General features: G+C 70.8%; 22 protein-coding genes and 1 pseudogene. 12 read left to right on the top strand and 11 right to left on the bottom strand.

Annotation, left to right across the window (positions count from 1 at the left end):
• Positions 1 to 5: 5 nt before the first annotated feature.
• Positions 6 to 803: a VOC family protein gene (locus OG303_RS46290; RefSeq protein ID WP_405876049.1), complete on the bottom strand. Its 798-nt coding sequence runs from the start codon at positions 801 to 803 to the stop codon at positions 6 to 8.
• 152 nt (positions 804 to 955) lie between these two features.
• Between OG303_RS46290 and OG303_RS46285 the strand changes: the two genes are divergently transcribed.
• The 7 genes from OG303_RS46285 to OG303_RS46255 all read left to right on the top strand — a co-directional run bounded on the left by OG303_RS46285 (position 956) and on the right by OG303_RS46255 (position 9,474).
• On the top strand, positions 956 to 1,963 hold the full coding sequence (locus OG303_RS46285) for a zinc-binding alcohol dehydrogenase family protein (RefSeq protein ID WP_405877806.1): 1,008 nt from the start codon (positions 956 to 958) through the stop codon (positions 1,961 to 1,963).
• 440 nt (positions 1,964 to 2,403) lie between these two features.
• The gene (locus OG303_RS46280) at positions 2,404 to 3,846 is read left to right on the top strand and encodes a family 2B encapsulin nanocompartment shell protein (protein ID WP_405876048.1); all 1,443 of its coding nucleotides are present in this window, start codon (positions 2,404 to 2,406) and stop codon (positions 3,844 to 3,846) included.
• Positions 3,847 to 3,860: 14 nt separating this feature from the next.
• Positions 3,861 to 4,910 (top strand): family 2 encapsulin nanocompartment cargo protein terpene cyclase, encoded by a 1,050-nt coding sequence (locus OG303_RS46275; RefSeq protein ID WP_405876047.1) that lies wholly within the window; start codon positions 3,861 to 3,863, stop codon positions 4,908 to 4,910.
• Between the two features lie 58 nt (positions 4,911 to 4,968).
• A complete protein-coding gene (locus tag OG303_RS46270; protein WP_405876046.1) occupies positions 4,969 to 5,847 on the top strand; it encodes a geranyl diphosphate 2-C-methyltransferase in 879 nt (292 codons plus the stop codon).
• 252 nt (positions 5,848 to 6,099) lie between these two features.
• Positions 6,100 to 6,774, top strand: a complete 675-nt coding sequence (locus OG303_RS46265) for a response regulator transcription factor (protein ID WP_405876045.1) — start codon at positions 6,100 to 6,102, stop codon at positions 6,772 to 6,774.
• 29 nt (positions 6,775 to 6,803) lie between these two features.
• On the top strand, positions 6,804 to 8,477 hold the full coding sequence (locus OG303_RS46260) for an ATP-binding protein (protein WP_405876044.1): 1,674 nt from the start codon (positions 6,804 to 6,806) through the stop codon (positions 8,475 to 8,477).
• An 82-nt stretch (positions 8,478 to 8,559) separates the two neighbouring features.
• Positions 8,560 to 9,474, top strand: coding sequence for an SGNH/GDSL hydrolase family protein (locus OG303_RS46255; RefSeq protein WP_405876043.1), 915 nt, complete (start codon positions 8,560 to 8,562; stop codon positions 9,472 to 9,474).
• On the opposite strand, the gene OG303_RS46250 is transcribed toward OG303_RS46255, so the two are convergent.
• Genes OG303_RS46250 through OG303_RS46225 form a run of 6 tightly spaced genes read right to left on the bottom strand, consistent with a single transcriptional unit; the run spans position 9,437 to position 17,282 of the window.
• Positions 9,437 to 10,135 (bottom strand): TetR/AcrR family transcriptional regulator, encoded by a 699-nt coding sequence (locus tag OG303_RS46250; RefSeq protein ID WP_405876042.1) that lies wholly within the window; start codon positions 10,133 to 10,135, stop codon positions 9,437 to 9,439. The two genes, OG303_RS46255 and OG303_RS46250, sit on opposite strands and share 38 nt — an antisense overlap.
• The gene (locus tag OG303_RS46245; RefSeq protein ID WP_405876041.1) at positions 10,102 to 12,108 is read right to left on the bottom strand and encodes a CocE/NonD family hydrolase; all 2,007 of its coding nucleotides are present in this window, start codon (positions 12,106 to 12,108) and stop codon (positions 10,102 to 10,104) included. Before OG303_RS46245 ends, OG303_RS46250 begins: the two co-directional genes overlap by 34 nt.
• Entirely contained in the window at positions 12,105 to 13,859 is a 1,755-nt protein-coding gene (locus tag OG303_RS46240) for a dipeptide ABC transporter ATP-binding protein (RefSeq protein ID WP_405876040.1), read from the bottom strand. The genes OG303_RS46245 and OG303_RS46240 overlap by 4 nt, the downstream gene beginning before the upstream one ends.
• The gene (locus OG303_RS46235; RefSeq protein ID WP_405876039.1) at positions 13,859 to 14,743 is read right to left on the bottom strand and encodes an ABC transporter permease; all 885 of its coding nucleotides are present in this window, start codon (positions 14,741 to 14,743) and stop codon (positions 13,859 to 13,861) included. Before OG303_RS46235 ends, OG303_RS46240 begins: the two co-directional genes overlap by 1 nt.
• Positions 14,740 to 15,696 carry an ABC transporter permease gene (locus OG303_RS46230; RefSeq protein ID WP_405877804.1) on the bottom strand — a complete coding sequence of 319 codons (957 nt, stop codon included), beginning with the start codon at positions 15,694 to 15,696 and terminating at the stop codon, positions 14,740 to 14,742. The genes OG303_RS46235 and OG303_RS46230 overlap by 4 nt, the downstream gene beginning before the upstream one ends.
• Positions 15,697 to 15,698: 2 nt before the next feature.
• Positions 15,699 to 17,282 carry an ABC transporter substrate-binding protein gene (locus OG303_RS46225; protein ID WP_405876038.1) on the bottom strand — a complete coding sequence of 528 codons (1,584 nt, stop codon included), beginning with the start codon at positions 17,280 to 17,282 and terminating at the stop codon, positions 15,699 to 15,701.
• A 358-nt stretch (positions 17,283 to 17,640) separates the two neighbouring features.
• Here OG303_RS46225 and OG303_RS46220 point away from each other — a divergent pair, with 358 nt between their 5' ends.
• Complete coding sequence (locus OG303_RS46220; protein WP_405876037.1) at positions 17,641 to 20,172, top strand: beta-L-arabinofuranosidase domain-containing protein; 2,532 nt, start codon at positions 17,641 to 17,643, stop codon at positions 20,170 to 20,172.
• 81 nt (positions 20,173 to 20,253) lie between these two features.
• On the opposite strand, the gene OG303_RS46215 is transcribed toward OG303_RS46220, so the two are convergent.
• Positions 20,254 to 20,736, bottom strand: a complete 483-nt coding sequence (locus OG303_RS46215) for a VOC family protein (RefSeq protein WP_405876036.1) — start codon at positions 20,734 to 20,736, stop codon at positions 20,254 to 20,256.
• Positions 20,737 to 20,870: 134 nt separating this feature from the next.
• Here OG303_RS46215 and OG303_RS46210 point away from each other — a divergent pair.
• The 3 genes and pseudogenes from OG303_RS46210 to OG303_RS46200 all read left to right on the top strand — a co-directional run.
• Positions 20,871 to 21,575, top strand: a pseudogene (locus OG303_RS46210) (alpha/beta fold hydrolase); the annotation flags it as partial.
• A gap of 113 nt (positions 21,576 to 21,688) precedes the next feature.
• Positions 21,689 to 22,327 (top strand): ATP-dependent Clp protease proteolytic subunit, encoded by a 639-nt coding sequence (locus OG303_RS46205; protein WP_405876035.1) that lies wholly within the window; start codon positions 21,689 to 21,691, stop codon positions 22,325 to 22,327.
• Between the two features lies 1 nt (position 22,328).
• Positions 22,329 to 22,931: a ClpP family protease gene (locus tag OG303_RS46200; RefSeq protein WP_405876034.1), complete on the top strand. Its 603-nt coding sequence runs from the start codon at positions 22,329 to 22,331 to the stop codon at positions 22,929 to 22,931.
• Positions 22,932 to 22,959: 28 nt separating this feature from the next.
• Here OG303_RS46200 and OG303_RS46195 read toward each other — a convergent pair whose 3' ends face one another.
• Complete coding sequence (locus tag OG303_RS46195; protein ID WP_405876033.1) at positions 22,960 to 23,385, bottom strand: helix-turn-helix domain-containing protein; 426 nt, start codon at positions 23,383 to 23,385, stop codon at positions 22,960 to 22,962.
• A gap of 187 nt (positions 23,386 to 23,572) precedes the next feature.
• Here OG303_RS46195 and OG303_RS46190 point away from each other — a divergent pair, with 187 nt between their 5' ends.
• Positions 23,573 to 24,460 (top strand): RNA polymerase sigma factor SigF, encoded by an 888-nt coding sequence (locus tag OG303_RS46190; RefSeq protein ID WP_405877802.1) that lies wholly within the window; start codon positions 23,573 to 23,575, stop codon positions 24,458 to 24,460.
• 81 nt (positions 24,461 to 24,541) lie between these two features.
• Here OG303_RS46190 and OG303_RS46185 read toward each other — a convergent pair whose 3' ends face one another.
• Complete coding sequence (locus OG303_RS46185) at positions 24,542 to 24,997, bottom strand: ATP-binding protein (protein WP_405876032.1); 456 nt, start codon at positions 24,995 to 24,997, stop codon at positions 24,542 to 24,544.
• A 160-nt stretch (positions 24,998 to 25,157) separates the two neighbouring features.
• Entirely contained in the window at positions 25,158 to 26,342 is a 1,185-nt protein-coding gene (locus tag OG303_RS46180; RefSeq protein ID WP_405876031.1) for a DUF6777 domain-containing protein, read from the bottom strand.
• Positions 26,343 to 26,430: the final 88 nt, after the last annotated feature.

Raw genomic sequence — 26,430 nt, 5'->3', positions numbered from 1 at the left:
TCCGTCTAGGAGACGTCCGTCGCCTTCGGTACCTCTCCCTCGGTCCTCGCGATGTCGATCACCGAGAAGCTCGCGCCCTGCGGGTCACTGAGCGCCGCGAACCGGCCGAAGGGGCTGTCCATCGGGCCGAAGCGGGCGATGCCGCCGAGCTTCGTCGCCTTGGCCACGGCGTCGTCGCAGTCGGAGACGACGAAGTACAGGTTGACGTAGGACGGCACCTCGGGCGGGAACTCGTCCGTCATCTTCATCCGGCCGAGGACGGTGTTGTCGCCGACGTTGAACATGCGGTAGTCGACCGATGGGTCCTGCATCTGCTGTGCCTTGTAGGGGAAGACGGCGGTGAAGAACGCGTCCGCCCTCTCGGGCTCGCGGGTGAAGACCTCGGCCCAGCCGTAGGCACCGGGCACGGCGGTCACGTCGAAGCCCTCGTGGGTGCCCGCCTGCCACACGCCGAACACGGCGCCGCTGGGCTCGCGGCCCAGGCACATCGTGCCGAAGTCGCCGACCTGCATGGGCTCCATGAGGACCTCGCCGCCGTTCTCACGGATCTTGGCGGCGGTGGCGGCGGCGTCCGGCGACGCGAGGTAGACGCACCACTGCGACTGGCCCTCCTGGCCCGGCATCGGCGGTACGACAGCGGCGACCGCCTTCCCGTCCACGTAGGCCTGGGTGTAGTTGCCGTACTCCGTCGACGCCTCGCCGAAGGTCCAGCCGAGGACGTCACCGTAGAAGCTCTTGGCTCCCTCGACGTCGCCGAACATCGCATCGGCCCAACAGGGGGTTCCCTCTGGTTGTACGGCCATGACTGCGGCCCTCTCCCGAATCGGTGGATGGTCCGATTTCTCACGCTAGTCATCCGCCCGCCGAAGCGCGCGCCGAACGCTTCGGTCCGTTTCAGACTGGACGGGGAGGGTCTTCGAGGCGACGGACGGGGTGCGGGATGTCGGACGCAACGATGCGCGCGTGGTCGGTGGTGACACCGGGGCCGGTGGAGCAGAGAGGCCTGCGATTCGTCGAGAAGCCGGTGCCGGTTCCCGGGGACGACGAGCTCCTTGTGCAGGTGAGCGTGTGCGGGGTGTGCCGGACCGACCTGCATGTCACCGAGGGGGACCTGGCGGTGCACCGGGCGGGGGTGACGCCCGGGCACGAGGTGGTGGGCGTGGTGGCCGGGTTCGGGGCGGGCGTCGGCGGCTTCGCCGTCGGGGACCGGGTGGGCGTGGCGTGGCTGCGCCGGACGGACGGCACGTGCGCGTACTGCGCGCGGGGGGCCGAGAACCTGTGCCCGTCCTCGCGGTACACGGGCTGGGACGCCGACGGCGGTTACGCGCAGTACACGACCGTGCCCGCCGCCTTCGCCCACCGGCTGCCGGACGCCCTCGACGACGTGGCTCTCGCGCCGCTGTTGTGCGCCGGGATCATCGGCTACCGCGCGCTGCGCCGTGCGGCGCTGCCGCCGGGCGGACGGCTCGGTCTGTACGGATTCGGGGGCAGCGCCCACCTGTGTGCGCAGGTGGCGCTGGCCGAGGGTGCCACCGTCCACGTCCTGACGCGCGGGGCGGCGGCACGACGACTGGCGCTCGACCTGGGCGCGGCCTCCGCGCAGGACGCGTACGCCATGCCGCCCGAGCCCCTGGACAGCGCGATCCTGTTCGCGCCGGTCGGGGACCTGGTCCCGGTCGCGCTCCGGGCCCTCGACCGCGGCGGGATCCTCTCGATCGCGGGCATCCACCTCAGCGACACCCCGCCACTGCACTACGAGACCGAGCTGTTCTACGAGAAGCAGATACGCAGCGTCACCTCCAACACCCGTGAGGACGCTCGTGAGTTCCTCACCCTCGCGGCCCGCCACGGCGTCCACGCCACGACGCACACCTATCCCCTGACCCGGGCCGACGAGGCACTACGGGACCTCAAGGCAGGCCGCTTCGACGGGGCGGCGGTACTGGTGAACGACCTGTCGTGAGCATCGGGGCGCGGGGCACGCACTGCGCCTGCCCGCCCGGCTCCGTACGCCGGGTCTCTCGGCAACCTTGCACCGGGCTGCCTCCGCGTCCTCCGGCCGCTCATACGTTCCGGTCGCGCGCCGTAAGCACAGGTGGGGCGGTGGTGCGGCCCACGCGCCGGAGGTGGGGGCGAGGCGACCGGCGTGGGATCACACCTTGCCCGGTGTTCTGCCTCGATCGCCTGGTTTGCACCTCCGGGACGTGAAGCCGCCCCCTTCGCGCCGTACCAGGGCACCATCGCGGCTGTTTGCCTTGTACATGCGGTGCGTACTTGTCAGCCGCTGCGTCGTCGCCTTCATCTCCGCTCACTCCTGACCACTCCGCCCACTCCTGCAGTCACTCGTGCACTCGCCCCCGTAATCACCCCTGTACATCGGCATGTACAACCCAGGGAGGGAATGTGTCCGCCCCCGAAAGCGCCCCCGGACCCGCCACCGACGAACTCGCACCCGACCCCGACGGCGAGGGGCAGCTGACCAGTCTCAGCACCCAGGCGGCGCGCCAGCTCGCCACGACCACCAAGTCCGAACCGCAGATGCAGGCCATCAGCTCGCGCTGGCTGCTGCGGACGCTGCCGTGGGTGGACGTCAAGGGCGGCACCTACCGGGTCAACCGGCGCCTGCAGCTGCGCATCGGGCGCGGACGCGTGCAGTTCGAGCAGAACGGTGCCGACGACATCAAGGTCATCCCCGAGACGCTCACCGAACTGCCGGTGCTGCGCGGCTACTCGGACACCGATGTCCTCAAGGAGGTCGCCACCCGGTTCCGGGTCCGCGAAGTACGGGCCGGACAGGTGCTGTTCGAGTCCGGGCAGCCGGTCACGGAGGCCTACCTCGTCGTACACGGCAGGTTCACCCGGTACGCAGCGGGCAAGTACGGCGAGGAGGAGATCATCGGGGTCGTCGCCGACGGCGACCAGATGGGCGACGAGGCCATCGGTCAGCCCGACCCGCTGTGGCTGAGTTCGGTGCGGGCGGAGACGGCCGGCGTGGTGCTGGTGCTGCCCTGGGACGTCGTCAGGGAGTTCACCGACCGGGTGCCGTCGCTGGCCGCGCACCTGGAGGCGTTCGCGGCGCGGCAGAAGCTGCCGATGAACCGCAAGGGCGAGGCCGACGTCCCCGTGCAGGCCGGCCATGTCGGCGAGACGACGCTCAACGGCGGCTTCGTGAACTACGAACTCGCCCCGCGCGAGTACGAGTTGTCGCTCACCCAGACCGTGCTGCGGGTCCACACCCGGATCGCCGACCTCTACAACAACCCGATGAACCAGACCGAACAGCAACTGCGCCTGACCATCGAGGAGATCCGGGAGCGCCAGGAGTGGGAGCTGGTCAACAACCGGGAGTTCGGGCTGCTGCACAGCGTCGACTACGGGCAGCGCATCAGCACCTTCACCGGCCCGCCCACCCCGGACGACATGGACGAACTGCTGGCCATGCGCCGTAAGACCAAGGTGTTCCTCGCCCATCCGAAGGCGATCGCCGCCTTCTTCCGGCAGTGCAACCGGCGCGGCCTGGTGCCGGGCACGGCGAACGTCGAGGGGCATGAGATTCCCGCCTGGCGCGGGGTCCCGATCTTCCCCTGCAACAAGATCCCGATCAGCGGCCAGCACACCAGCAGCATCATCGCGTTGCGCACCGGAGAGTCCGACCAGGGTGTCGTCGGCCTGTACCAGACGGGCATCCCGGACGAGTTCCAACCGGGCCTGAACGTGCGGTTCATGGGCATCGACACGGCCGCGATCATCCGCTACCTGGTGACCGCCTACTACTCGATGGCCATCCTCGTGCCGGACGCGGCCGGGATCCTGGAGAACGTCCAGCTCGGCCGGACGGCCGACTGAGGGTGGAGTACGGAATGAGCGCGCCCGCTTCCTCGCCCTCGCTGCCGGGGCCGCCCGATCTGGCCCGCACCGTGCGCACCCGGCGCGGCGGGGCGATCCCCGGGCTCAGATGCCGACAGGTCGCCCCCGCCGACCCGGAGAAGGTCGAGGAGGTCGACCGCAGGCTGGAGGCCTGGGCCCATGGCCTCGACCTGTTCCCCGCGGCCTGGTCGGGGGACTTCTCGGGCTTTCAGTTCGGCCGGGCCGTGGTGCTCCAGCACCCGACGGCGGCCGACCTGGAACGACTGACCGCCGCCGGCAAGTTCCTGCTGGCCGAGAACCTCGTCGACAGCTGCTACTGCGAGGAGGACGAGGGCAGGGGCGGTGCCCGCCGCGGCCTCGGCGGGCGGCTGGTCCTGGCCCAGTCGGCGCTCGACCCCTTCCACGGCACACCCGCGCTGCAGGAGCAGTGGCAGCACGGGATGCAGGCCGACGGACCGCTGCGCTCGTACCACTGGGCGCTCAAGGACTACGCCGTCCTCGCCACGCCCAGCCAGACCGACCGGTTCGTGCACGACATGGCCAGGCTGCACCTCGGTTATCTCGGCGAGGCCGCGTGGGCGGAGATCCGGTATGTGCCGCAGGTGTGGGAGTACCTGGTGATGCGGCAGTTCAACAACTTCCGCCCCTGTCTGTCGATCGTCGACGCCGTGGACGGCTACGAGCTGCCGGAGGCCGTCTACGCCCGCCCGGAGATCCAGCGCATCACCGCACTCGCCTGCAACGCCACCACCATCGTCAACGACCTGTACTCCTTCACCAAGGAGTTGGCGAGCGACCCCACCCACCTCAACCTGCCGCAGGTCGTCGCCGCCAACGAGCGGTGCGGGCTGAAGGCCGCCTATCTGAAGTCCGTCGAGATCCACAACGAGATCATGGCGGCGTTCGAGGACGAGTCCGCCCTCCTGTCCGCCACCTCACCCCTCGTGGAGCGCTACGCCCGGGGGCTGTCCGACTGGGTGGCGGGCAACCACGAGTGGCACGCCACCAACACCCACCGCTACCACCTGCCCAACTACTGGTAACACCTGCTCCAGCCCGCTCTGCTGACGTTCCGTCAGAACGCACCAAGAGGAGTCATCGTTGACCATCGCCCCCCACGCCGACACCACGGCGGCACCGGTGCCGACCCATTCCACGTACCAGAACCGCGTCGCGGCCTACTGGAACGCCGAGGAGAACCCGGTCAACCTCGAACTCGGCAAGATCGACGACCTCTACCACCACCACTACGGCATCGGTGACGCCGACCGGTCCGTGCTCGACGAGGCCGAGCCTGCCCTGCGGCGGGAGCGGATCACCACCGAACTGCACCGTCTGGAACACGCCCAGGCCGAACTCCTCGCCGGCCACCTCGGCCCGCTGTCCCCCGCCGACCGCGTCTTCGACGCCGGCTGCGGGCGCGGCGGCGGCAGTGTCGTGGCGCATCTGCGGTACGGCTGCCACGCGGACGGCGTGACGATCTCGGCCAAACAGGCCGAGTTCGCGGGCGAGCAGGCCCGCAAACGGGACATCGACGACCGTGTCCGCTACCACCACCGCAACATGCTCGACACCGGCTTCGCGACCGGCGCGTACGCGGCGTCGTGGAACAACGAGTCGACCATGTACGTCGAGCTGGACCTGCTGTTCGCCGAGCACGCCCGGCTGCTGCGCCGCGGCGGGCGCTATGTGGTGATCACCGGCTGCTACAACGACGCCTACGGGCGGGCCTCCCGCGAGGTGTCCCTCATCAACGCCCACTACATCTGCGACATCCACCCGCGCTCGGAGTACTTCCGCGCGATGGCCCGCCACCGTCTCGTCCCCGTCCACGTCGAGGACCTCACCGCCGAAGCCATCCCCTACTGGCAGTTGCGCCGTGAGGCCGACCACCTGGTCACGGGCATCGAGGACACGTTCTTGTCCGCGTACAAGAACGGCAGCTTCCAGTACCTGCTGATCGCCGCCGACCGCATCTGACACCCGCGGTCGCGGTCCGATCCGCGCGGTCACGCCGGAGGTATCAGCCCGCGCCGGGCGCACGTTCCGGCGCGGGCTCGTGCGGTGTCTGTGGCATCCCCGCATCGCACGAGCCCGTGCCGGAACTCCCCCGGGCGGCTCCCCCTTGAACCGTGGGCATTTTCTGTTCTACCTTCGCCACATGGTCGGGGCATCAACGCCTGCTCATCAGCGACACAACGAGCGGACGGCAGATGGGCCGGGTGATGCGGAATGCGTCCGCACCTCGCTCTGATCGAGGACGACCCCGACTTCGCACTGATGTGCCGTTCCTATCTGGAGCGCGCGGGCTTCACGGTCACCTGGGCCATGGACGCGCGCGCCGGAAAGGCCACCCTGTACGAGGGCGGCATCGATCTCGCCGTCCTCGACCTGGGGCTGCCGGACGGCAGCGGCCTGGAACTGCTGCGCGCGCTGCGGTCCACGAGTCGGCTGCCGGTCATCGTCGTGTCGGGCCGCGCCGCGGAGGCCGACCGGGTGGCGGGCCTGGAGATCGGCGCGGACGACTACCTGGTCAAGCCGTTCTCACAACGGGAGTTGGTGGCCCGCATCCACGCCGTGCTGCGCCGCTCGCAGCCGCAGGAGCTGCCGAGCGTGCTGCAGGTCGGTGCGCTGCGCATCGACTCGGCGGCCCGCCAGGCGTCCGTCGGCGGCGTCCTGCTGACGCTGCGCCCCAAGGAGTACGCGCTGCTGGAGATGCTGGCCGCCGCACCGGGCCGGGTGTTCTCGGCGGAACAGCTGCTGGAGCGGATCTGGGGCTCGTCCTGGCAGCAGGCCGCGACCGTGGTGGAGCACGTGTACCGGCTGCGCGGCAAGCTCACGGGGCTGCCCGGTCCCGCGCCACGGATCACTACGGTCCGCGGCTACGGCTACCGCCTCGATCCCTGAGTTCCCGCTTCGGCCGCGGAGGTCCGACCATGCCCGACGTCCCGCCCGATGTCCCGGACTTCCGGGGCCTGTTCGACGCAATGTTGTCGCCGCTGCTCATCCTGAGCCCCGACTTCACGATCGTCGAGGTCAACCGGGCCTACCTCACGGCGACCCGCACGGAGCGGAGCATCGTCGGGAAGCGCATCTTCGACGTGTTTCCCGACAACCCGCAGGACCCGTCGGCCGACGGCGTCGCCAATCTGCGCCGTTCCCTGGAGACGGTGGTGGCGAGCGGCCGCACGGACACGATGGCTTTGCAGCGGTACGACATCCCGAAGGGCGAAGAGGGCGGCTTCGACGAGCGGTACTGGAGTCCCGTCAACGCGCCGGTGCTCGGGGAGGACGGGCAGGTGGCGTACGTCATCCACCGGGTGGAGGACGTCACCGAGTTCGTGCATCTGCGCCGGGTCGGCCGGGAGCAGCAGCGGGCCGTCGCCGATGCGCAGATGCGGGCCGAGGGCATGGAGATCGACCTGTTCGTGCGGGCGCGGGAGATCCGCGAGGTGAACGAGCAGTTGAGCCGGGCCAATCACGAACTGGACGCGGCGGGCCGCAGGTTGCGGGAGGAGCAGCGGGCCAAGGACCGGTTCATCGCCACGCTCTCGCACGAGCTGCGCAACCCTCTCGCCGCCGCCACCGCGGCCACCGAGCTGCTGGCCCTCGACATGCCGGACGGCCATCCGGCGCTGTCCGTCCTGGAGCGGCAGTTGGGCACGTTGGCGCGGATGAGCAACGATCTGCTGGACGGCACGCGGGCGGTGACCGGGCGGCTGGAACTGGTGCGGGACGCGGTCGACGTGCGGTCCGTGGTGCACGGGGCGTGCGCCGACATCCGGGGCCTGTTCGGGCACGAGGGCCGCACGCTCGGTGTCGTGCTGCCGGCCGAACCGGTGCTGGTGGACGGCGACCGGCTGCGGCTGGCCCAGGTGCTGACGAACCTGCTGTCGAACGCGCTCAAGTACACCCGGCCGGGCGGCCACACCGAGGTGGGCCTGACGGCCGCGGACGGACAGGCCCGGCTGACGGTGCGGGACGACGGGATCGGCTTCCAACCGGCGCAGGCCGAGGAGTTGTTCGGGGTGTTCATGCGGGCGGCTCCGGCCGGTCCTGACACCCCCGAGGGCCTGGGGCTGGGGCTCGCGGTGGCGCGAACGGTGGTGGAGCTGCACGACGGCCGGATCAGCGCGCACAGCGACGGGCCGGGCAAGGGCGCCTCCTTCACGGTGCTGCTGCCGACAACCGACTCCGCAAGCCCCCGGCAGTCCCGGCCGCCGGCCGCCCACACCACCCACCGCCGGCTGTCCCTCCTGATCGTCGAGGACAACGCGGACCTCGCCGCGACCTACCGCACTCTGCTGGAACGCCAGGGCCACCACGTCACGGCGGTGCACACGGGCCGGGACGCCCTCGCTGCCACCGAGGCCCACCCCTTCGACGTCGTCCTGTGCGACCTGGGCCTGCCGGACATCGACGGCTACGCGGTCGCCCGTGCCGTACGCGCGCGGCCGGACGGCGACCAGCTGCGCCTGATCGCGGTGTCCGGATTCAGCCGGAGCACCGACCGTGCCCTGTCCCGGGCGGCGGGGTTCGACGCCCACCTGGCCAAACCGCTGCCCCTGACCGATCTGCTGGACCTCATGGAGCGGCTGGACGGGGCCTGAACTCACTCCCGTGTCTTCCGCCTTGGACCCGGCTGTGCTTGCCTGGGGAGCCGTTTTCGGTTGCCGGGGCAGGAGTTGCCGTATGCGGAAGCCGTGGATCGTGGGGGTGCTGCTGACCGGAGCGCTGCTGCTCGGCGCGTGCGGCGACCCGTCGTCCGGGCCGGAAGAGGCACCACCCTCCCCCGACGTACCGGGAGTGTCCGCCACGACGACCCACCAGCGCGCACCGGCCTCCCCCGGCGTCCCCGCCGTCGCGCCCCGTGTGCTCTATCTCGGCGACTCGCTCGGGATGGAGGCCCAGAACGTGCTGGGGCAGGAGCTCCGCCGGGACCTCAAGGCGAAGTACGCGAGCGCCCCTTACTCGGGCACCACCTTGTGCGACTACCTGGAGGGCACCGGGAAGAAGTCGCTGGTGCCGGACGCCGACAAGGCGGCCGCGCTGGTCCGCGCGCAGCATCCGGACTACGTGGTGATGCAGTTCTGGGGCAACGCGTGGGGCTACACGTGGTGCATGGACGGCATCACCTACAACGCCTCGCAGCAGAAGTACTTCACACGCTACAAGGCCGACCTGCGTCGACTCACCCAGCAGATCGCCGCGGCCGGCGGGGACAAGCGACCGCGGATCGTATGGGTGCTCCAGGGGCCCGACCCGATCACGCCCGACCGGGTGCGGCGCGTGAACGAGATGTACGAGCAGCAGGCGGCCGCCTCGGGCGACCTCGTCGCCGACGCCGGCGCCACGGTGAGCCCCGCCGGGGCCCGCTACACCTGGACCCAGTACCTGCCGTGCACCTCCTACGAGCACGAACACCCCGACGACTGCACCCAGCCGGACCGCGACCGGACCGCGCTGCACACCGGCAAGGACTACCTGCACTTCTGCCTGGCTCCGACGACGTCCACGCCGAAGCCGTGCCCGGTGCGCTCCCCCGGCATCCTGCGGATCACCCGCGAGATCACACGGGTGATCGCGGAACGAGTTCGTGCTCGATGAGCCGGTTGAGGTGAAGCCGGGCCTCGTCCGTGCTCAACGGGGGTGTCTGGCGCAGCCGTTGGAGGGCGAGGCCGTCGGCGAGAGCGGCGAAGCGGACCGTGAAACCGTCGAGGTCACCGGACGCGAACTCGCCGTCGGCAACGCCCCGTTCAGCCAGTTCGAGGATCTGCCGGTGCCAGGCCTCGTACCGCTCGGCCTGTCCGCGTGCGAAGGCCTCGTCCGTACCCTGTTCGCCGGCGTTCCAGTAGTCGAACCACATCCGCCAGTGCCGGTCGGTGTCCTCGGTGAACAGCGCGTCGACGAGCAGCCTGAGCGCCTCGGCCGCGCTGGTCGCCCGCTCGGCGGCCTCGCTGAGCGCCGCGTAGTACCGCTCGATGTGCAGCACCATGGCCTCGGAGAGGATCTCCTGCACGCTGCCGAAGTGATAGGTGACGGTGCCGACGGACACCCCGGCGGCCGCGGCCACGTCGCGTACGCCCACCGACGCGTAACCGCGCTCCGCGATCAGCGGGACGGCCGCCTCGACGATGAGACGCCGGCGCACCTCGGTCGGCTGGCGGGTCCGGTCGGCGGCGGCCACGGCACGGCGCGGGGCCTTCGCGGCCTGCGGGGGCTGCTTGGCCGCCGTCATCCCGACGTCCTCGGGGTGGTGCGGTGCCATGCGCGCTTGGCCACTGTCTCTCCGTTCGCCCTTGCTTCGACGCGACTGCCCATGATGAAGTCCGCGGCCGTGGCCCGCAGCTCCGTCCAGGTAATGATCTCAGCGTCCCAGTCGTCCCCGCGCCGCAACCGGATGTGCCACTCGGAGACGGCTCGCGCGGACAGCGGGTCGTCACTGCGGATGGCGTACGTCTCGAGAGCGCTCTCCTCGTAACGCAGCCCGTCGGGATACGTCCGCGAGCCCCCGTAGCCGGGGTCGACCTCCAGCGTCCACTCGCCCTTGGCGACATCGTGCGTGACCAGGCGCTCGGGCCGTGGCTGCGCGGGCGCGTCGTAGGTCACCGTCAGCGGCACCGCCTGCTCGGGTTCCTCGAACAGGACGGCCGGCTCATCGACGGCTTCGCGCACAGGCAGGAGTACGGCGCTGTCGGCCGGTACGACGTGCAGTGCGCCGCGTTCGCCGTGCGGCCACACCCAGGGCCAGTACGCGTCGGAGACGGCGACCCGGATGCGGTGGCCGGGCGGGAAGGCGTAGCCGATGCCGTTGAGCTCGAACTCGACGTCCTCGTACGTCCCCGGAGCCCAGGCGACAGCGTGCTCGCGGCCCTGTCGACTGAGCAGGTTGAGCACGCCCCGGGTGACGAGCGTGGACGAGCCGTCGGGGGCGACGTCGCACAGACGGGCGATGACATGAGCCCGCGGGGTGGTGCTGTCGAGCCGGAGCCGGACGCGCGGTCGGCCGAGGATCTCGACGCGCTCGGTGAGCGGCGCGGAGTCGAAGCAGACGGAACGCCCGTCCTCCTCGCGCTGGTCGGGCGGCAGGTCGGCCGCGTTGCCGAAGGGGAAGAAGCGGCCGGCGTCGAGGCCGGTGTGCTGGGGGGAGCGTACGAGGACGGGATCACGGCTTTCGCCGAGCGGCCGCGCGTCCCAAGTGACCTTGGGGCTGGGCCACTTGTCATCGCTCACCCAGCGGCCCGGCATCTCCTCGTGCGAAGGCGCGGGCGGGACGGGGTCGTTGAGCCAGGCACGCAACAGCGGCTCGTCCATGACGCCCGTGTCGATGCCCTTGAGGTGCTGGTCCCACCAGCGCAGTGTCTCCTGGAGGAAGCCGATCGCCGGGCCGGGCGGCAGGCCGCGGTCGGGGTACTGGTGCGACCAGGGGCCGACGATCCCGCGCACCCGGTCGCCGGGGAGGTGTTCCACGAGCCGCAGCACGGTGTCCCGGTACGGGTCGTTCCAGCCGCCGACCGCGAGGACGGCCGCGTCGATCGCCGCGTAGTCCTCGCAGACGCTGCCGTGTTTCCAGTAGTCGTCGCGCTGCTGGTGCTCCAGCCAGGTGTGCAGGAAGGGTTCGAGGGCGTCGAGGCGCTCGCGCCACATGGGCAGCCAGCGGTCGGCGCCGACGCTCGCCGGGTCCGGCGGGCGGGCGGCGAAGGCGAGCATGGTGCCGGCCCAGGCGGGCATGTCGATGCCGAGGACGGCGCCGCCCGTGTAGTGGACGTCGTTGTCGTAGCGGTCGTCGGTGGAGCAGACCGTCACGATCGCCTTCAGCGGTTCGGGAGCGAGGGCGGCGATCTGGAGGGAGTTGAAGCCGCCCCATGAGATGCCGAACATGCCGACCTTGCCCGTGCACCAGGGTTGTGCGGCAAGCCAGTTGACGACGTCCACGCCGTCCGCGAGCTCCTGTGCGTCGTACTCGTCGCCGGGTGTGCCCTCGCTGTCGCCGTGGCCGCGGATGTCGACGCGGACGGAGGCATAGCCGTGGCCTGCGTACCAGGGGTGGCGCTGGGCGTCGCGCGGTGCGGTCCAGTCGCTCTTGCGGTACGGGAGGTATTCGAGCAGTGCGGGCACGGGGTCGGTCCCGGCGTCGGCCGGGCGCCAGATGCGCGCGTGCAGCCGGGTCCGGCCGTCCCGGGTGGGGATCCACACGTCCTCACGGACGACCTGGCGCTCGAACCGGTCGCGGTACTTCACAAAACTCCTTCGGCGATCGAGGTGTTCGAGGCAGTCGAGTCGGTCGGGGTGTCGACGGGGCGCCAGCGCCGGACGCGGTGACCATGACCGTGGTCGGTCCACAGGTCGTCCGGCTCCGCCGCGTCGGCCCAGTCGTGGACCTCCTCCGTCAACGGCTGTGCGTCCGGGTCGGGTTCGAGGGCCGCCGCCATCAGCTGACGGGTGTAGGGGTGTCCGGGGGCGGCGAAGACGGCCTCCGTCGTTCCCTCCTCGACCACCACGCCGTCCCGCAGGACGACGACTCGGTCCGCGATGCCGCGGACCACCGCCAGGTCATGGCTGATGAACAAGCAGGCCAGGTCGCGTTCCCGGCGCAGGTCGTCCAGGAGGCGCAGGACGTCGGCCTGCACGGACACGTCCAGGGCGGTGGTGATCTCGTCGGCGATCAGTACGTCCGGTTCACCCGCCAACGCCCTTGCTATGCCGATGCGTTGACGTTGTCCGCCGGAGAGCTGGGCGGGCAGCCGGTCGGCGAGAGCGGGGTCGAGGCGTACGTCGGCGATGAGCCGCCGGGCTCGCTCGGCCGCCTCGCCGCGGCCTGCCACCGTGCCGAAGAAGCGCAGCGGACGCCGGACCGCGTCCCCCACGGAGCGGCGGGGGTTGAGCGAGGTGTCCGCGTTCTGGAAGACGAGCTGCACCCGGCGCCGCAGGGGCATCGGCCGCCGCTGGGCGGGCCGGGCCAGGTCGCCCGCCTCGTGGGTCATCGTGCCGCCGGACGGGGTGCGCAGGCCGGCCAGGGCCCAGGCCAGGGTCGACTTGCCGCTGCCCGACTCGCCGACGAGGGCGAGGACTTCGCCGCGCCGCACCTCGAAGGAGACGCCGTCCACGGCACGGGAGGTGCCGTAGTCGACGGTGACATCACGGGCGGACACGGCGACGGGCGAGTCGTCGGGCACGAGGGCCTTCGGGCGGATCTCGCGCTCCCCCGTCTCCCCCACGACCGCGAGTCCGGAGTCGTCCAGCCGCGGCACGCTCGCCAACAGCCGCTTGGTGTACGGCTGTTGCGGCGTCGCGAACAGTGTCCGCGTGGGCGCCGACTCCACCACCCGGCCCGACTGCAGCACGCACACCTCGTCGGCCAGGTGCGCGACGACGCCGAGGTCGTGGCTCACCAGCACGGCCGCCAGGTCGAGTTCGTCGCGCAGGGCGGCGATCAGGTCGAGCACGCCCCGCTGGGTGACGACGTCCAGGCCGGTCGTCGGCTCGTCGAGGACCAGCACCTTGGGGCGGGCGGCGATGGCCATGGCGATGGCGACGCGCTGCTGCTGGCCGCCTGACAGCTCGTGCGGGTAGCGGCGGGCCAGCTCGGCGGGGCGGGGCAGCCGGACCTGTTCGAGCAGGTCGACGACGGGGAGGTCGCCGCCCGCCTCCTCGATCTGCCGGCCGATCCGCATGGAGGGCGTCAGCGCGTGGCCCGCGTTCTGGGCGACCATGGCGACCGTCCCGCCGCGCAGCCGCCGCAACTCCCGCGCGGGCAGGGCGAAGACGTCGTGGCCGTCCACCCGCACGGAGCCGCCGGTGATCCGGGAGCCGTGCCGCAGATGCCCGAGCAGGGTCGCGGCGAGGGTCGACTTGCCGCTGCCGGACTCCCCGACCAGCGCGAGCGTGCGCCCGGCGGCGACCTCCAGCGACACGTCGTGCACGACGGGTATGTCCAGGCCGCCCGATCGGTAGGCCACGGACAGGGAGTTGACGGAGACGATCGGGGTCATCAGGAGCCCTCCCTGATCCGGTCGACGCCCCACGCCTTGGACAGGCCGTCGGCCGCGAGGTTGAGCCCGACCACGAACGTGGCCAGGGCGATGATCGGCGCGAGGCTCGCCATCGGGACGACGGTGATGGCGGTGCGGTTCTCGGCGACCATCAGGCCCCAGTCGGGGGTCGGCGGGTCGGCACCGAAGCCGAGGAAGGACAGCGAGGAGATCAGCAGGACGACCCAGGAGGTACGCATCGCGAACTCGACGCACACGATGTCGGTGATGTTCGGCAGGATCTCGCGGCGCAGGATCGACCAGGTGCGTTCCCCGCGGGCGCGGGCCGCGGTGACGTAGTCGGCGGGCACCACCGCGAGGGCGGCGCCGCGCACGACCCGCACGACCTGGGGGACGGACACGATGGCGATGGCGAGGACGATGACCGCCGGGCCGGTGCCGAGCGCGGTCACGACGACGAGCAGCGCCAGGATCGACGGCACGGACAGCACCGCGTCCAGCACCCGTCCCAGCACGTCGTCGAACCAGCCGCCGCGCAGGGCGGCCGCGCAGCCGACGACCGTGCCGAGGGCGACGGTCAGGACGGTGGCTGCGACGGAGACGCCGAGCGCGTACCGGCCGCCGTAGAGCACGCGGGCGAGGACGTCGCGCCCGTACTGGTCGGTGCCCGCCCAGTGCGACCAGCTGGGGCCGAGCAGAGCGTGCGAGGCGTCGCCCGCGATGGGGTCGTAGGAGGTGAGCAGTGGGGCCAGCAGCGCGATCACGACGTGGACGGCGACGATCGCGAGGCCGACGACCGCGGTGCGTGAGGAGCGCAGGGTGCGCCAGGCGCGGGCGGCGCGCGGGGCCGGGACGGCGACCGGGGTGGTGTCGAGCGTGGTCATCGGGTCCTCCCTCGGGTGCGGAGCCTGGGATTGAGGGCCATGGCGCCGACGTCGGCGGCGAGGTTGCACACCACGTAGACGACGGCGCTGATCAGGGCGATGGCCTGGATGACGGGCAGGTCCCGGTTCTGCACCGAGGAGAGCATCAGCTTGCCGATGCCCGGGTAGTTGAAGACGTTCTCGACGACGGCGACGCCGCCCGCGAGCCAGGCGACGTTGAGCGCGATCACGTGCAGGGTGGGCAGCAGGGCGCTGGGCAGGGCGTGCCGGGTGACGACCCGCCAGGTGGACAGGCCCTTGAGGCGGGCGGTGGTGACGTACTCGCCGGCCATCACGTCGATCACCGAGGTGCGGGCCATGCGGACGATGTAGGCGGCCATCACCACGGCGAGCGCGAGGGCCGGCAGCCATACGGCGGGCAGGAGTTGGCCGACGGTGGCGTCCGGGCCGTAGAGGACGACTGCGGGGAACCAGGGCAGGGCGACCGAGAAGCACAGGACGAGGACGGTGGCCACGACGAACTCGGGGACGCTCATGCCGACGAGGCTGACGGTCGAGATGACGTGGTCGGGCCAGCGGTCGCGGTACAGCCCGGCGAAGATGCCCAGGAGCACCGAGCCGGTCACCGCGAACAGGATGGTGATCAGGGCGATGAGCGCGGAGTTGCCCAGATACTGGGCGACTTCGGCGCCGACGGGCTTCGCGGAGACGAGGGAGGTGCCGAAGTCGCCGTGCAGGGCGCCCTTGATCCAGTCGAAGTACCGTTCCCAGGCGGGCTGGTCGAGTCCGAGCTTGCCGCGCAGGTCGGCGACGGCGGCCGGGGTCGCGTCCTTGCCGAGGACCTGGGTGGCGACGTCGCCGGGCAGCGCCTGGACGGAGAGGAAGACCAGCACGGAGGAGAGGACGAGCGTGCCGAGGGCGGCCGCGATCCGGCGGGCGACGAAGGAAAGCATGCTCACGCCCCCTTCAGGCCGATGCCGAGGTAGTCGAACTCGAAGCCGTGCTCGGCGTATCCGCGTACCTTGCGCGAGATGCCGACGAGCCGGTCGGCGAACATCGGGGTCATCGCCCCGCCCCTCTCGATCACCAACGTCTGTGCCTCGCCGTACAGTTCACGGCGCTTCGAGTCGTCCGTCTCGGCGCGCGCCCGGTCCAGGACGGCGTCGAAGTTCTTGTCGGACCAGGCGGTCTCGTTGTACGAGGAGCCGCTGCGGAAGATCTGGGTGAAGAGCTGGTCGACGGGCCGCCCGGTGAACCAGTAAGTGGCCATCAGCGGCTTCTTCATCCAGATCTGTGTGTAGTACGAGTCCGCGGACGCCGTCTTGACGCGGATGCGGATGCCGGCACGCTTCGCCGAGTCCTGGTAGGCGAGCGCCATCGGTGTGAAGAGGGGGTCGTACGAGGAGGTGTACAGGTCGACGGCCAGCCCCTCGTGCCCTGCCTTCTTCAGCAGGAACCGTGCCTTGTCCGGGTCGTGCTTCGGGTGCGCGGAGATGTACGCCGGGTCTCTCGGCGGCACCGGGTTGTCCCAGCCGGCCGTACCCGCGCCCTGCAGCGCGACCTGCACCACGTGCTCGGGGTCGTAGGCGAGCTTCATCGCCTGGCGGACGCGGACGTCGGTGAAGGGCTTCTCGGTGGTGAGCATCGGCAGCACGTACCACTGCGCGTCCTTGACGCGGGTGATGGTGGCGCGGTCCGAGGCGGCGACGACGCGGGCGGTGGCGAAGTCGAGGTTGGTCTGGGAGGGCAAGTCAACCTGCCCTGCCAACAAGGCATTTGAGCGGGCGGACATGTCGGCGACCGAGTAGAAGGCGATCGCGTCGAGGACGGGGCGGCCCGCCCAGTGGTCGGCGTACGCGGTGATGCGGCCGGGGCCGGCCGGTGCGAACGACTCCAGCTTGAAGGGGCCGGTGCCGATGCCGGTGCGGCCGATCCCCTTCGCGCTCCCGTCGGGGATGACGTAGCAGTTGTAGTGCGTCAGCAGGCTCGGGAACTCGGCGTTCGGGGTCTTCAGCGGGACGACGAGGGTGTGCGCGTCGGGGGTGCGGAGCTTGTCCGGAGCCACGAGCGGGGCGAGCACGGCCGCCTGCGGGGACGCCGTCGCCTTGTCGAGGATGTGGCGCAGCGTGTACGCGGCGTCGGCGGAGGTGAAGGCGCGGCCGTCGTGGAAGGTGACGCCCTTGCGGAGCCGGAAGGTCCAGGTGCGCGCCTTGCTGTCCGACTCCCAGGACTCGGCGAGGTCAGGAGCGAGCTCACCGTCGGCGCCGACGCGGACGAGCCGGTTGTACAGGGCGCCCAGGTATTCGTACGCGGACAGGGCGCTCGCCGGGTCGAGGGTCTCGGCGTCGGAGGCCGGCGGACGGGCGATCCGCAGGGTGCCGCCACGGTCGGGTGCGCCCCGCACGGCGGCGGCCGGCAGCACGGGAGCGGCCGAGGCGCCCGTACAGCCGGACAGCAGCCAGGAGGCGCCGAGCGAGGCCACGGAGGCGGCGCCCGCCGCGAGCACCGACCGGCGCCCCGGGTGGTGGATGTCGGACATGGACCGACCGCCCCTCTCGCTATTCGTTCAGCGGAACGATTGAGTGAAGTGCGTGAACGATAACCAGCAGACGGTTTCACGCCAACCCTTCGGGCGCGGAAATTAACGTCGGAAACGCAGCGGTTACGAGTGACGGGCGTCCGGGCCCGGCGAGCCGGCGACTTCGCGAGGCCACGGCGGCGAGACCTGATCCCACCGCGGGCCACTTCCGCCCCTCCGGGCACTGTTGACATCACACAGCGGACGCATAGCGTGTCCCGCGCACAGCATGTCGCACAACATTCGGTATTTCGAACCAGAGTGGAGTGGTGGAGGGACACCGCCGCCCCAACTCTTCGACATGCGAAGGACATTGGTGATGACCCCACCCCTCGGCAGACGTCAGTTCCTCGCCGCCACCGGTACCGCCTCGACGGCCCTCGCCCTCGCCGGCACAGGGACGGCGCACGCCGCCACCGGAGCCGCCCCGGCCGCCGTGGCCCAGGCGCGGCCCTTCCCGCTCACCGCGGTGACCCTGCTGGACGGTCCCTTACGGGACAACCAGCGCCGCAACTCGGCCTATCTGCGCTTCGTCGACCTCGACCGGCTGCTCCACACGTTCCGCACCAACGTCGGTCTGCCCAGCACGGCCCAGCCCTGCGGCGGCTGGGAGGGGCCGAGCGTCGAGCTGCGCGGCCACTCCACCGGCCATCTGCTCTCCGGACTCGCCCTCGCCCACGCGGGCACCGGCGAGACGGCCCTGCGCGACAAGGGCCGCACCCTCGTCGCGGAACTCGCCAAGTGCCAGGCCGCCTCACCTGCCGCCGGCTACGGCAAGGGGTACCTGTCCGCCTACCCGGAGAGCTTCTTCGACCGGCTGGAGGCCGGGACCGGGGTGTGGGCGCCGTACTACACGATCCACAAGATCATGGCCGGGCTGGTCGAGCAGTACCGGCTGGCCGGGAACGACCAGGCCCTGGACGTGGTGCTCCAACAGGCCCGCTGGGTCGACGCGCGCACCGCGAAGCTGTCGTACGAGCAGATGCAGCGGGTGCTGGAGACCGAGTTCGGCGGCATGAACGACGTGCTCGCCGATCTGCACGCCCTCACCCGCGACAGCAAGTGGCTCGACGTCGCCGAGCGCTTCACCCACGCCCGCGTCTTCGACCCGCTGGCACGCAACGAGGACCGGCTCGCCGGGCTGCACGCCAACACGCAGATCCCGAAGATGGTGGGCGCCCTGCGGCTGTGGGAGGAGGGCCTGCCCGACCGCTACCGCACCATCGCCGCGAACTTCTGGCAGATCGTCACCGACCACCACTCGTACGTCATCGGCGGCAACAGCAACGGCGAGGCCTTCCACGAACCGGACGTCGTCGCCGGGCAGTTGTCCGACAACACCTGCGAGAACTGCAACAGCTACAACATGCTGAAGCTGACCCGGCTGCTGCACTTCCACACGCCCGAACGCACCGAACTGCTCGACTACTACGAGCGCGCGCTGTTCAACCAGATGCTGGGCGAGCAGGACCCGGACTCCGCGCACGGTTTCAACATCTACTACACCGGCCTGGCGCCCGGTTCGTTCAAGCGCCAGCCGTCCTTCATGGGCACGGACCCGGACGTCTACTCGACCGACTACGACAACTTCTCCTGCGACCACGGCACGGGCATGGAGACGCAGGCCAAGTTCGCCGACACGATCTACACGCACGACGACCGCGACCTGCTGGTCAACCTCTTCGTACCGTCGCAGGTCGTCTGGCGCGAGCAGGGCATCACCTGGCGGCAGACCACCGGCTTCCCCGACAGCTCCACCACCACGCTGACGGTGACCGCCGGGAGCGCCACGCACCGGCTGCGGGTCCGCGTCCCGACCTGGGCCTCCGGCGCCCGCGCCACCCTCAACGGCCGTACGCTGCCCGACCGCCCGAAGCCCGGCACCTGGCTCACCCTGGAGCGCGCGTGGCGCACCGGCGACCGGGTCGAGGTGTCCCTGCCGATGCGCACGGTCGTCGAGGCGACCCCCGACGATCCCGACGTCCAGGCGGTGCTGCACGGCCCGGTGGTCCTGGCGGGGGCGTACGGCGACAGCGCGAACGCCTGGCTGCCGCGCCTCGACATCGATTCCGTACGGCAGGAGTCGTCGAACCCGCTGCGCTTCACCGCCCGCGCCGACGGCGAGGACGTCACTCTGCTGCCGATCGCCCGCGTCCACCACCAGCACTACTCGGTGTACTGGCTCACCGGCCAACCCCCGCCCCCTCCCCCGGAGTTCGCCGCCTGGCACCGTTTCGACGAGACGTCGGGCACCGCCGCGGCCGACGCGACCGGCAACGGCAAGGCGGCCCAACTGGTCGGCGGGGCCTCATGGTTGACGTCCGGGCGGCTCGGCGGGGCGGTGGCCCTGGACGGCACGGATGGCCATGTCGCCCTCGCCGAGGACCTGTTGGCCGGTGCCTCCGCGTACTCCCTCGCCGCATGGGTACGGCTGGACGGGCAACCGGGGGCCTGGAGCCGGATCTTCGACCTCGGCACCGGCGTCACGGCGAACATGTTCCTGACCCCGCTCAGCGGCGACGGCACCCTGCGGTACGCGATCACCGCCGGCGGCGGTGGCGCCGAGCAGCGCATCGACGCCGACCCGCTGCCCGCCGACCGCTGGGTGCACGTGGCGGTGGCCTACGGCGACGGGACTGCCGTCCTGTACGTCGACGGCGCCGAAGTCGGCCGGAACGCGACCGTCACCGTCGAGCCGCGGCACTTCGGCAACCACATCCGCACCGGATATCTCGGCAGGTCGCAGTACGCCGATCCGTACCTCAAGGGTACGGTCGACGACTTCCGGGTGTACGGCAGGGCGCTGAGCGCCGCCGAGGTGGCGGAACTGGCGCAGGCCTCATCCGCGTAACGGACGAGCGGGTGCGGCCGGTCCGCCCTCTCCCCTGCGGAGGGCGGACCGGCCGTCACACGGAGGGTGGGTCGAAAACGGTCACTCGCCCGCGTAGGCCTTCTCCAGGGCGGCGATGTCGAGCTTGTGCATCTTCAGCATCGCCTGCATCGCGCGGGACGACTTCGCCGTGTCCGGGTCGCTGATCATCTCGTCGAGGCGCTCCGGAATGACCTGCCAGGACACGCCGTAGCGATCCTTCAGCCAGCCGCAGGGACCGGGCTCGCCGCCGCCCTCGGTGAGCTTGGTCCAGTAGTAGTCGATCTCCTCCTGGTTCGCGCAGAAGAGCTGGAAGGAGATCGCCTCGGTGAACTTGAACTGGGGGCCGCCGTTCAGCGCGACGAACCTGTGGCCGTTGGCGGTGAACTCGACGGTCAGCACCGTGCCGGCCGGTTGCATGGCGCCCTCGGTGTAGTGGGACACCCTTCCGACGCTGGAGTTCTTGAAGACCGAGACGTAGAAGTGGGCGGCCTCCTCCGCCTGGCCGTCGAACCAGAGACACGTGGTGAATCCATCGGTGGTCATGCGTACCTCCTGGGGCGTGGAATGCGGTCACCTGTGTCGACCGATCCTCGCCGCGGAACTCATCGGTCGGGCGGCGGATTAATCCAGGTGGCCGCTACACCGTTCGGAACTAGCATCGCGGTCATGACGTCTTCGAGCTGATGGCGCGCCTGGGCTACGACCGGTTCGGCGCCCAGGGCGGCGACTGGGGCGCGGGGATCTCCCGTGAGCTGGGCCGCGTCCACTGCGACCGAGTCATCGGCATCCACCTCAACCTGCTGCCCGGCGGGCAGGCGACCACCGAGCCGACTCCCGAGGAGCTGGCAGCGCTGAGCCCCGAGGAGCGGGAGCGCACCCTCACCTCGTGGCACCGGTGGTCCACGTGGTCCCGGAACGGGACGGGCTACTTCCATGTGCAGTCCACCCGGCCGCAGACCCTGTCGTACGCCCTCACGGACTCGCCGGTCGGCCAACTCGCCTGGATCGTCGAGAAGTTCCAGGAGTGGACGGACTCCGAGGAACTGCCCGAGGAGGCCGTCGACCGGGACCAGATGCTCACGAACGTGATGCTGTACTGGCTGACGGGCACGGCGGGTTCGTCCGCCCGCGTCTACTACGAACGCGCCCACGCCAAGGGCGACCGCATCGCCGCCCCGCACGAACCCTCGACCGCCCCGACCGCGGTCGCGTCCTTCCCCGGTGACCCGCAGATCCCGCTCCGCCACAAGGCGGAGCGGACGGAGAACATCGTGCGCTGGACGGAGCTCGACCGGGGCGGCCACTTCGCGGCGATGGAGGAGCCGGACCTGCTGGTCGACGACGTACGGGAGTTCTTCCGGCAGCTGCGCGAGAAAGGCTGAGGGCGGGCTCTGCCGCTGGCGAATCTGCCGCGGGCAGAGAAACCGCATCGGCGGGCGGACCTGGGCCAAGAGTGGAGTCGAGGCATCACCGCTCGACAGCGACAGGAGAAACCATGACTCCACTCACCCCGCTCTGGCCCCGCGCGGAGGAGGGCGACACCGCACCCAGCCGGTTCGACGACCATCTCGCGGCCCAACTCCTCGGCCAGCGCATCGTGTTCCTCGGCACCCAGGTCGACGAGGTCTCCGCGAACCGGGTCTGTTCCCAGCTGCTGATCCTGTCCGCGGAGGACCCGCGCACCGACATCAGCCTGTACATCACCAGCCCGGGCGGCTCGGTGCACGCCGGCCTCGCGATCTACGACACCATGCGGCTCATCCCCAACGACGTCTCGACGCTCGCCATGGGCTTCGCGGCCAGCATGGGCCAGTTCCTGCTCTGCGGCGGAGCGCCCGGCAAGCGGTACGCCCTGCCGAACGCCCGGATCATGATGCACCAGGGGTCGGCGGGCATCGGCGGCACCACCGCCGACATCGAGATCCAGGCGGAGAACCTGGAGCACTCCAAGCGGACCATGGAACGGCTCATCGCCGAACACACCGGCCAGACGCCGGAGACCATCTCCCGGGACGGCGACCGCGACCGCTGGTTCACGGCCGAGGAGGCAAGGGAGTACGGCATCGTGGACCGGGTCGTGGAGTCCCTCGCGGACGTACGCCCGGCCGGCTCGAAGCGACGGATGGGGCTGTGACATGGGGAACTACACGATTCCGTACGTCGTCGAGCGCACCGCGCACGGCGAGCGTTCCTCCGATGTGTTCAGCCGGCTGCTGTCCGAGCGGATCATCTTCCTCGGCACCGAGATCGACGACGGCGTGGCCAACGTCGTCATCGCGCAACTCCTCCATCTGGAGTCGTCGGCCCCGGACAACGAGATCGCGATCTACATCAACTCGCCCGGCGGCTCGTTCACTTCACTCATGGCGATCTACGACACGATGACGTTCGTGCAGGCGCCGATCTCGACGTTCTGCGTAGGCCAGGCCTCCTCCACCGCGGCCGTACTGCTGGCGGGCGGGGATCCCGGGCGACGGTTCGTGCTGGAGCACGCGCGTGTGCTGCTCGGGCAGCCGGCCAGCGGCGGCCGGCAGGGCGCGCTCTCCGACCTGGCCCTCCAGGCCAAGGAGATGGTCCGGATCCGCTCGCAGGTCGAGGAGGTGCTGTCGCGCCACACCCACCACGACATCGCGACGCTGCGCGCGGACATGGACCGCGACAAGGTGTTCACCGCCGAGGAGGCGGTGACGTACGGCCTGGCCGACGAGGTGCTGAGCCGACGCCTCGTAGGGGTCTGAGGCGCCGGTCCGGCGGCGGACGACACGGTCAGGCGACCAGGCACAGTCCGTTGTACGGCGAGCTGGACGTCCGGCGGCTGCTCTGGGGCCGCCGGCTGCTGATCCGGGTGAGCTCGCCCTGCGCCAGCGACAGCAGGTCGCCGAGCCCGAGTCCCAGGGCCTGGGCGGCGGCCGCGAGGACCTCCGAGGAGGCCTCCTTGCGGCCGCGCTCCACCTCGGAGAGGTACGGCATCGAGATCCGGGCCTCGTCGGCCACGTCCTTGAGGGTGCGCTCCTGGGCCAGCCGCTCGCGCCGCAGCACGTCGCCGACCAGATCACGCCACAGGGGTTCCTTGGGCGGAGGGGGCGCGGGGGCCGTGGGTGCCTGGCGCGCGGGAGGAGACGCGACGGGGCGCACGCCCTGCGGGCGGCGCAGCTCAATGACTCGGGCTTCGTTCGGCGCTTGGCTGCTCACCTGTTCAGACTAGATTCCCTCGCCCCGATGGGAAGAGATCGGCGTTCTGCCCTGGGTGAATCACGCGGGTGCGGCAATTTGCGCCGCCTCGCCTGCGACGGGCATGCACCGGCTCAGGGCGGGTACCCGCATCCAGAAGACCGGACGTAGACAGATGTCGAACCCTGACTTCGTGGGAGAGGGAGAAATGGACACCGCCGTGGAACGGTCGGAGGCAAAGGTCGTCGAGAGGACCGCCGGGACCAGCACGGGTGATGGACCACTGCCGGGGATCGAGGAGCCGCGCTCCGTGGCCCCTCGTGACGCACGGGAGCTGTCCCGTCAGTTCTTCCAGCGCCTCTCGGAACTCGAGGAGGGCACGCACGAATTCCAGTACGCGCGCAACACGCTCATCGAGATGAACATCTCGCTTGTGCGGTTCGCCGCCGGGCGCTTCCGGGGGCGCGGCGACGACATGGAGGACCTAGTCCAGACCGGGATGATCGGCCTGATCAAGGCGATCGACCGGTTCGAGGTGTCCCGCGAGGTCGAGTTCACCTCGTTCGCGCTGCCGTACATCGTCGGCGAGATCAAGCGCTTCTTCCGTGACACCACCTGGGCGGTGCACGTACCGCGCCGGCTGCAGGAGCTGCGTGTCGAGCTGGCCAAGGCGCGCGAGGAACTGGCCAGCCGGCTGGACCGGGAGCCGACGGTTCCCGAGCTCGCCACCTTGATGAACATCCCCGAGAACGAGGTCGTCGAGGCACAGATCGCCTCCAACGGCTACAACTCCTCGTCCCTGGACGCCGCCCTCACCGGCGACGGGCAGGAGAGCGGCGAGGCGGTGCTCGCGGACTTCATCGGCGTGGAGGAGGACGGGCTGCGGCTCGTCGAGGACTTCCAGTCGCTCGCTCCGCTCATGGCGGAACTCGGCGAGCGCGACCGGCAGATCATCCATATGCGGTTCGTGGAGGAGGCCACGCAGGCGGAGATCGGCGAACGGCTGGGCTGCTCGCAGATGCATGTGTCCCGGCTGATCAAGCGGATCATCGCGCGACTGCGCGAAGGCATGCTGGGCGAACTCGGCTGCGCGTGAGGAAGCTTGAGGACGTGAGCGACAGGGACTGACCTACGCGTCCGTGACCGCCGAAGTCGCAGGCTGAGGCGACTTCGGCGGTCATTCGCCGTTCAGGACCACCACGGCGCACACCCGCTTGCCGACCGGCACCCGCTCGACGGTGACGCGCGTAGCCAGTGCGTGGACGATCTCCAGACCGTGTCGGCCGACCCGCTCGGGGTCCCTCGGGAAGCGGCGCGGCAGGGCAGCGCTGCTGTCGTAGACGCACACCGTCACCGAGCCGTAGGTGCCCTCGAGTTCCAGGATGTACGGTCCGTTGCTGTGCCGGTCCGCGTTGGTGACGAGTTCGCTCACCACCAGCAGCACACCGTCCTCGGCGCGGTCGTCGATCTTGGCGCACCACTCGGTCCTGAGCTGGTCCACGAAGTGCGCGGCGAAGGAGCGTGCCTCGGCGATGCATCCCGGTTCGCCGGTGTAGTGCGCCGCCCGCCGTAGCGGTTCCACGGGCACGTCGAAACCAGTCGGTATCACTGCCCCGCCCACGTGCTCGATCATGCATTTCTCTCTCGGAAGCCGGCCTGGCCGGACGCTGCTGCATCAGTGCTGCTACCCCGAGCCGCGCGCCGCAGTCCCCCTTGTCGGCCGATGTGTCCGCTTCGACTCACTCCGCCGGTGATGTGGTGGTCGACTCCTCAGCACTGTACGGGGCAGCGGCCTAGGTCGAGGTGGTCTCCGTGGTTGTCGTGCCGGAGGCGAGCGGCGCCCCGGGAGCCGAGGACGAGGCCGACTCCGGCTGACTCGTTTCAGGCTCGCTGGAGGGCGGTTCGGAGCTCGGCGAGGAGGAGGACGGCGACGACGAGGACGGGGCGGTCGACGTCGGCGGGCAGAGGCTCGTGGAAGGGGTGGGTGTGCCCTTGCTCGCGTCGGGCGAGGACACGCACGGGGACGAGGGTCCCGTCGGCGTGGACACGCTCACCGACGGCGAGGGCTTCACCGGCGGCTCGGTCTTGTGGTCGTGGTGGCCCGTGTCGCCCCTCTGCCGCGCGATCCATTCGTGGCGGTCGGGGTCGTAGATGACGAAGATGTTGATGATCTGCGGTGCGGGGGTGACCACGACGACGTTCGAGGAGCGGTACGACGGCCAGGTGCCGCCGGTCGGCTTCGGCGTGGTCTGCAGGGCGACGGGCGGCGTCAGCGGGTTGCCGCAGGCGCAGCGCACGCGGGGCACGCCGTGGCCGTCGACGAGGACGGCTGTGCCCGCCTGCAGGACGGCCTGGTAGCTGGTGGCGGCGCCGTTGCGGTAGCCGTGGTTGGTGACACGGGTGTCCATGCGCAGTTGCACGGGGGTGAGCGCGCGCAGGTAGGCCGGGACCTGGGACGGGCCGACGCCGGCGACCGAGGCGAACGCCTTGTTCTTCGCGGGGGTCGCCTGGAGCGCCTTGACCTGCTTCTCGACGTCGCAGCTGGAGACGTTGCGGCTGCCGCCGTACAGTCCGGGCGCCCCTCCGTCGACGCCCCGTACCGCGTTCGACGGTGCCGACTCGGTGGCCGGGGAGGCGGAGACCGGCGGGGCCGAGCTGTCCTTGGCCGTGGACTCCGTGAACGGGTCGGGGCCGGTCTTGCCCGCGGCCTGCAGGAAGACCTCCCCGCCCTTGCCCGAGCCGCTGCCGTCGGACCGGCTGAACACGAGGCCCAGGACCACGGCGGCGACCACCACCGTGGTGAGCACCGCGACCCGGGGCGCGGACTTCCACCAGGGGCGGCGGGGTTCGGGCGACGGCGTGCCGCCGCCGCTGTCCGGTGGCTGCGAGGGCGGGCCCGAGGGAGGTTGGGAGGGGCCCGAGAGCGGGCCCGAGGGAGGTCCTGTGGGGCGGCCGGAGGACGGCGGTTCGACGCTCACGAGCTCTTCTTCCCGACGCGGTTTCCTTGCGGCCTGCCCCGATTTACGCCGCTTTCTGACATCGCGAACCTATTGTGTGCCCCGGTCC

Source organism: Streptomyces sp. NBC_00005 (genome assembly GCF_045160215.1).
Taxonomy (GTDB): domain Bacteria; phylum Actinomycetota; class Actinomycetes; order Streptomycetales; family Streptomycetaceae; genus Streptomyces.
This window is presented reverse-complemented; position numbering and strand designations above follow the sequence as displayed.

Excerpts from the sequence above, each read along its gene's own strand:
- OG303_RS46290 (WP_405876049.1), bottom strand. The coding sequence starts at position 803 with ATGGCCGTACAACCAGAGGGAACCCCCTGTTGGGCCGATGCGATGTTC.
- OG303_RS46285 (WP_405877806.1), top strand. The coding sequence starts at position 956 with ATGCGCGCGTGGTCGGTGGTGACACCGGGGCCGGTGGAGCAGAGAGGC.
- OG303_RS46275 (WP_405876047.1), top strand. The coding sequence starts at position 3,861 with ATGAGCGCGCCCGCTTCCTCGCCCTCGCTGCCGGGGCCGCCCGATCTG.
- OG303_RS46265 (WP_405876045.1), top strand. The coding sequence starts at position 6,100 with ATGCGTCCGCACCTCGCTCTGATCGAGGACGACCCCGACTTCGCACTG.
- OG303_RS46260 (WP_405876044.1), top strand. The coding sequence starts at position 6,804 with ATGCCCGACGTCCCGCCCGATGTCCCGGACTTCCGGGGCCTGTTCGAC.
- OG303_RS46255 (WP_405876043.1), top strand. The coding sequence starts at position 8,560 with ATGCGGAAGCCGTGGATCGTGGGGGTGCTGCTGACCGGAGCGCTGCTG.
- OG303_RS46250 (WP_405876042.1), bottom strand. The coding sequence starts at position 10,135 with ATGGCACCGCACCACCCCGAGGACGTCGGGATGACGGCGGCCAAGCAG.
- OG303_RS46240 (WP_405876040.1), bottom strand. The coding sequence starts at position 13,859 with ATGACCCCGATCGTCTCCGTCAACTCCCTGTCCGTGGCCTACCGATCG.
- OG303_RS46235 (WP_405876039.1), bottom strand. The coding sequence starts at position 14,743 with ATGACCACGCTCGACACCACCCCGGTCGCCGTCCCGGCCCCGCGCGCC.
- OG303_RS46230 (WP_405877804.1), bottom strand. The coding sequence starts at position 15,696 with ATGCTTTCCTTCGTCGCCCGCCGGATCGCGGCCGCCCTCGGCACGCTC.
- OG303_RS46225 (WP_405876038.1), bottom strand. The coding sequence starts at position 17,282 with ATGTCCGACATCCACCACCCGGGGCGCCGGTCGGTGCTCGCGGCGGGC.
- OG303_RS46220 (WP_405876037.1), top strand. The coding sequence starts at position 17,641 with ATGACCCCACCCCTCGGCAGACGTCAGTTCCTCGCCGCCACCGGTACC.
- OG303_RS46215 (WP_405876036.1), bottom strand. The coding sequence starts at position 20,736 with ATGACCACCGATGGATTCACCACGTGTCTCTGGTTCGACGGCCAGGCG.
- OG303_RS46205 (WP_405876035.1), top strand. The coding sequence starts at position 21,689 with ATGACTCCACTCACCCCGCTCTGGCCCCGCGCGGAGGAGGGCGACACC.
- OG303_RS46200 (WP_405876034.1), top strand. The coding sequence starts at position 22,329 with ATGGGGAACTACACGATTCCGTACGTCGTCGAGCGCACCGCGCACGGC.
- OG303_RS46190 (WP_405877802.1), top strand. The coding sequence starts at position 23,573 with ATGGACACCGCCGTGGAACGGTCGGAGGCAAAGGTCGTCGAGAGGACC.
- OG303_RS46185 (WP_405876032.1), bottom strand. The coding sequence starts at position 24,997 with ATGATCGAGCACGTGGGCGGGGCAGTGATACCGACTGGTTTCGACGTG.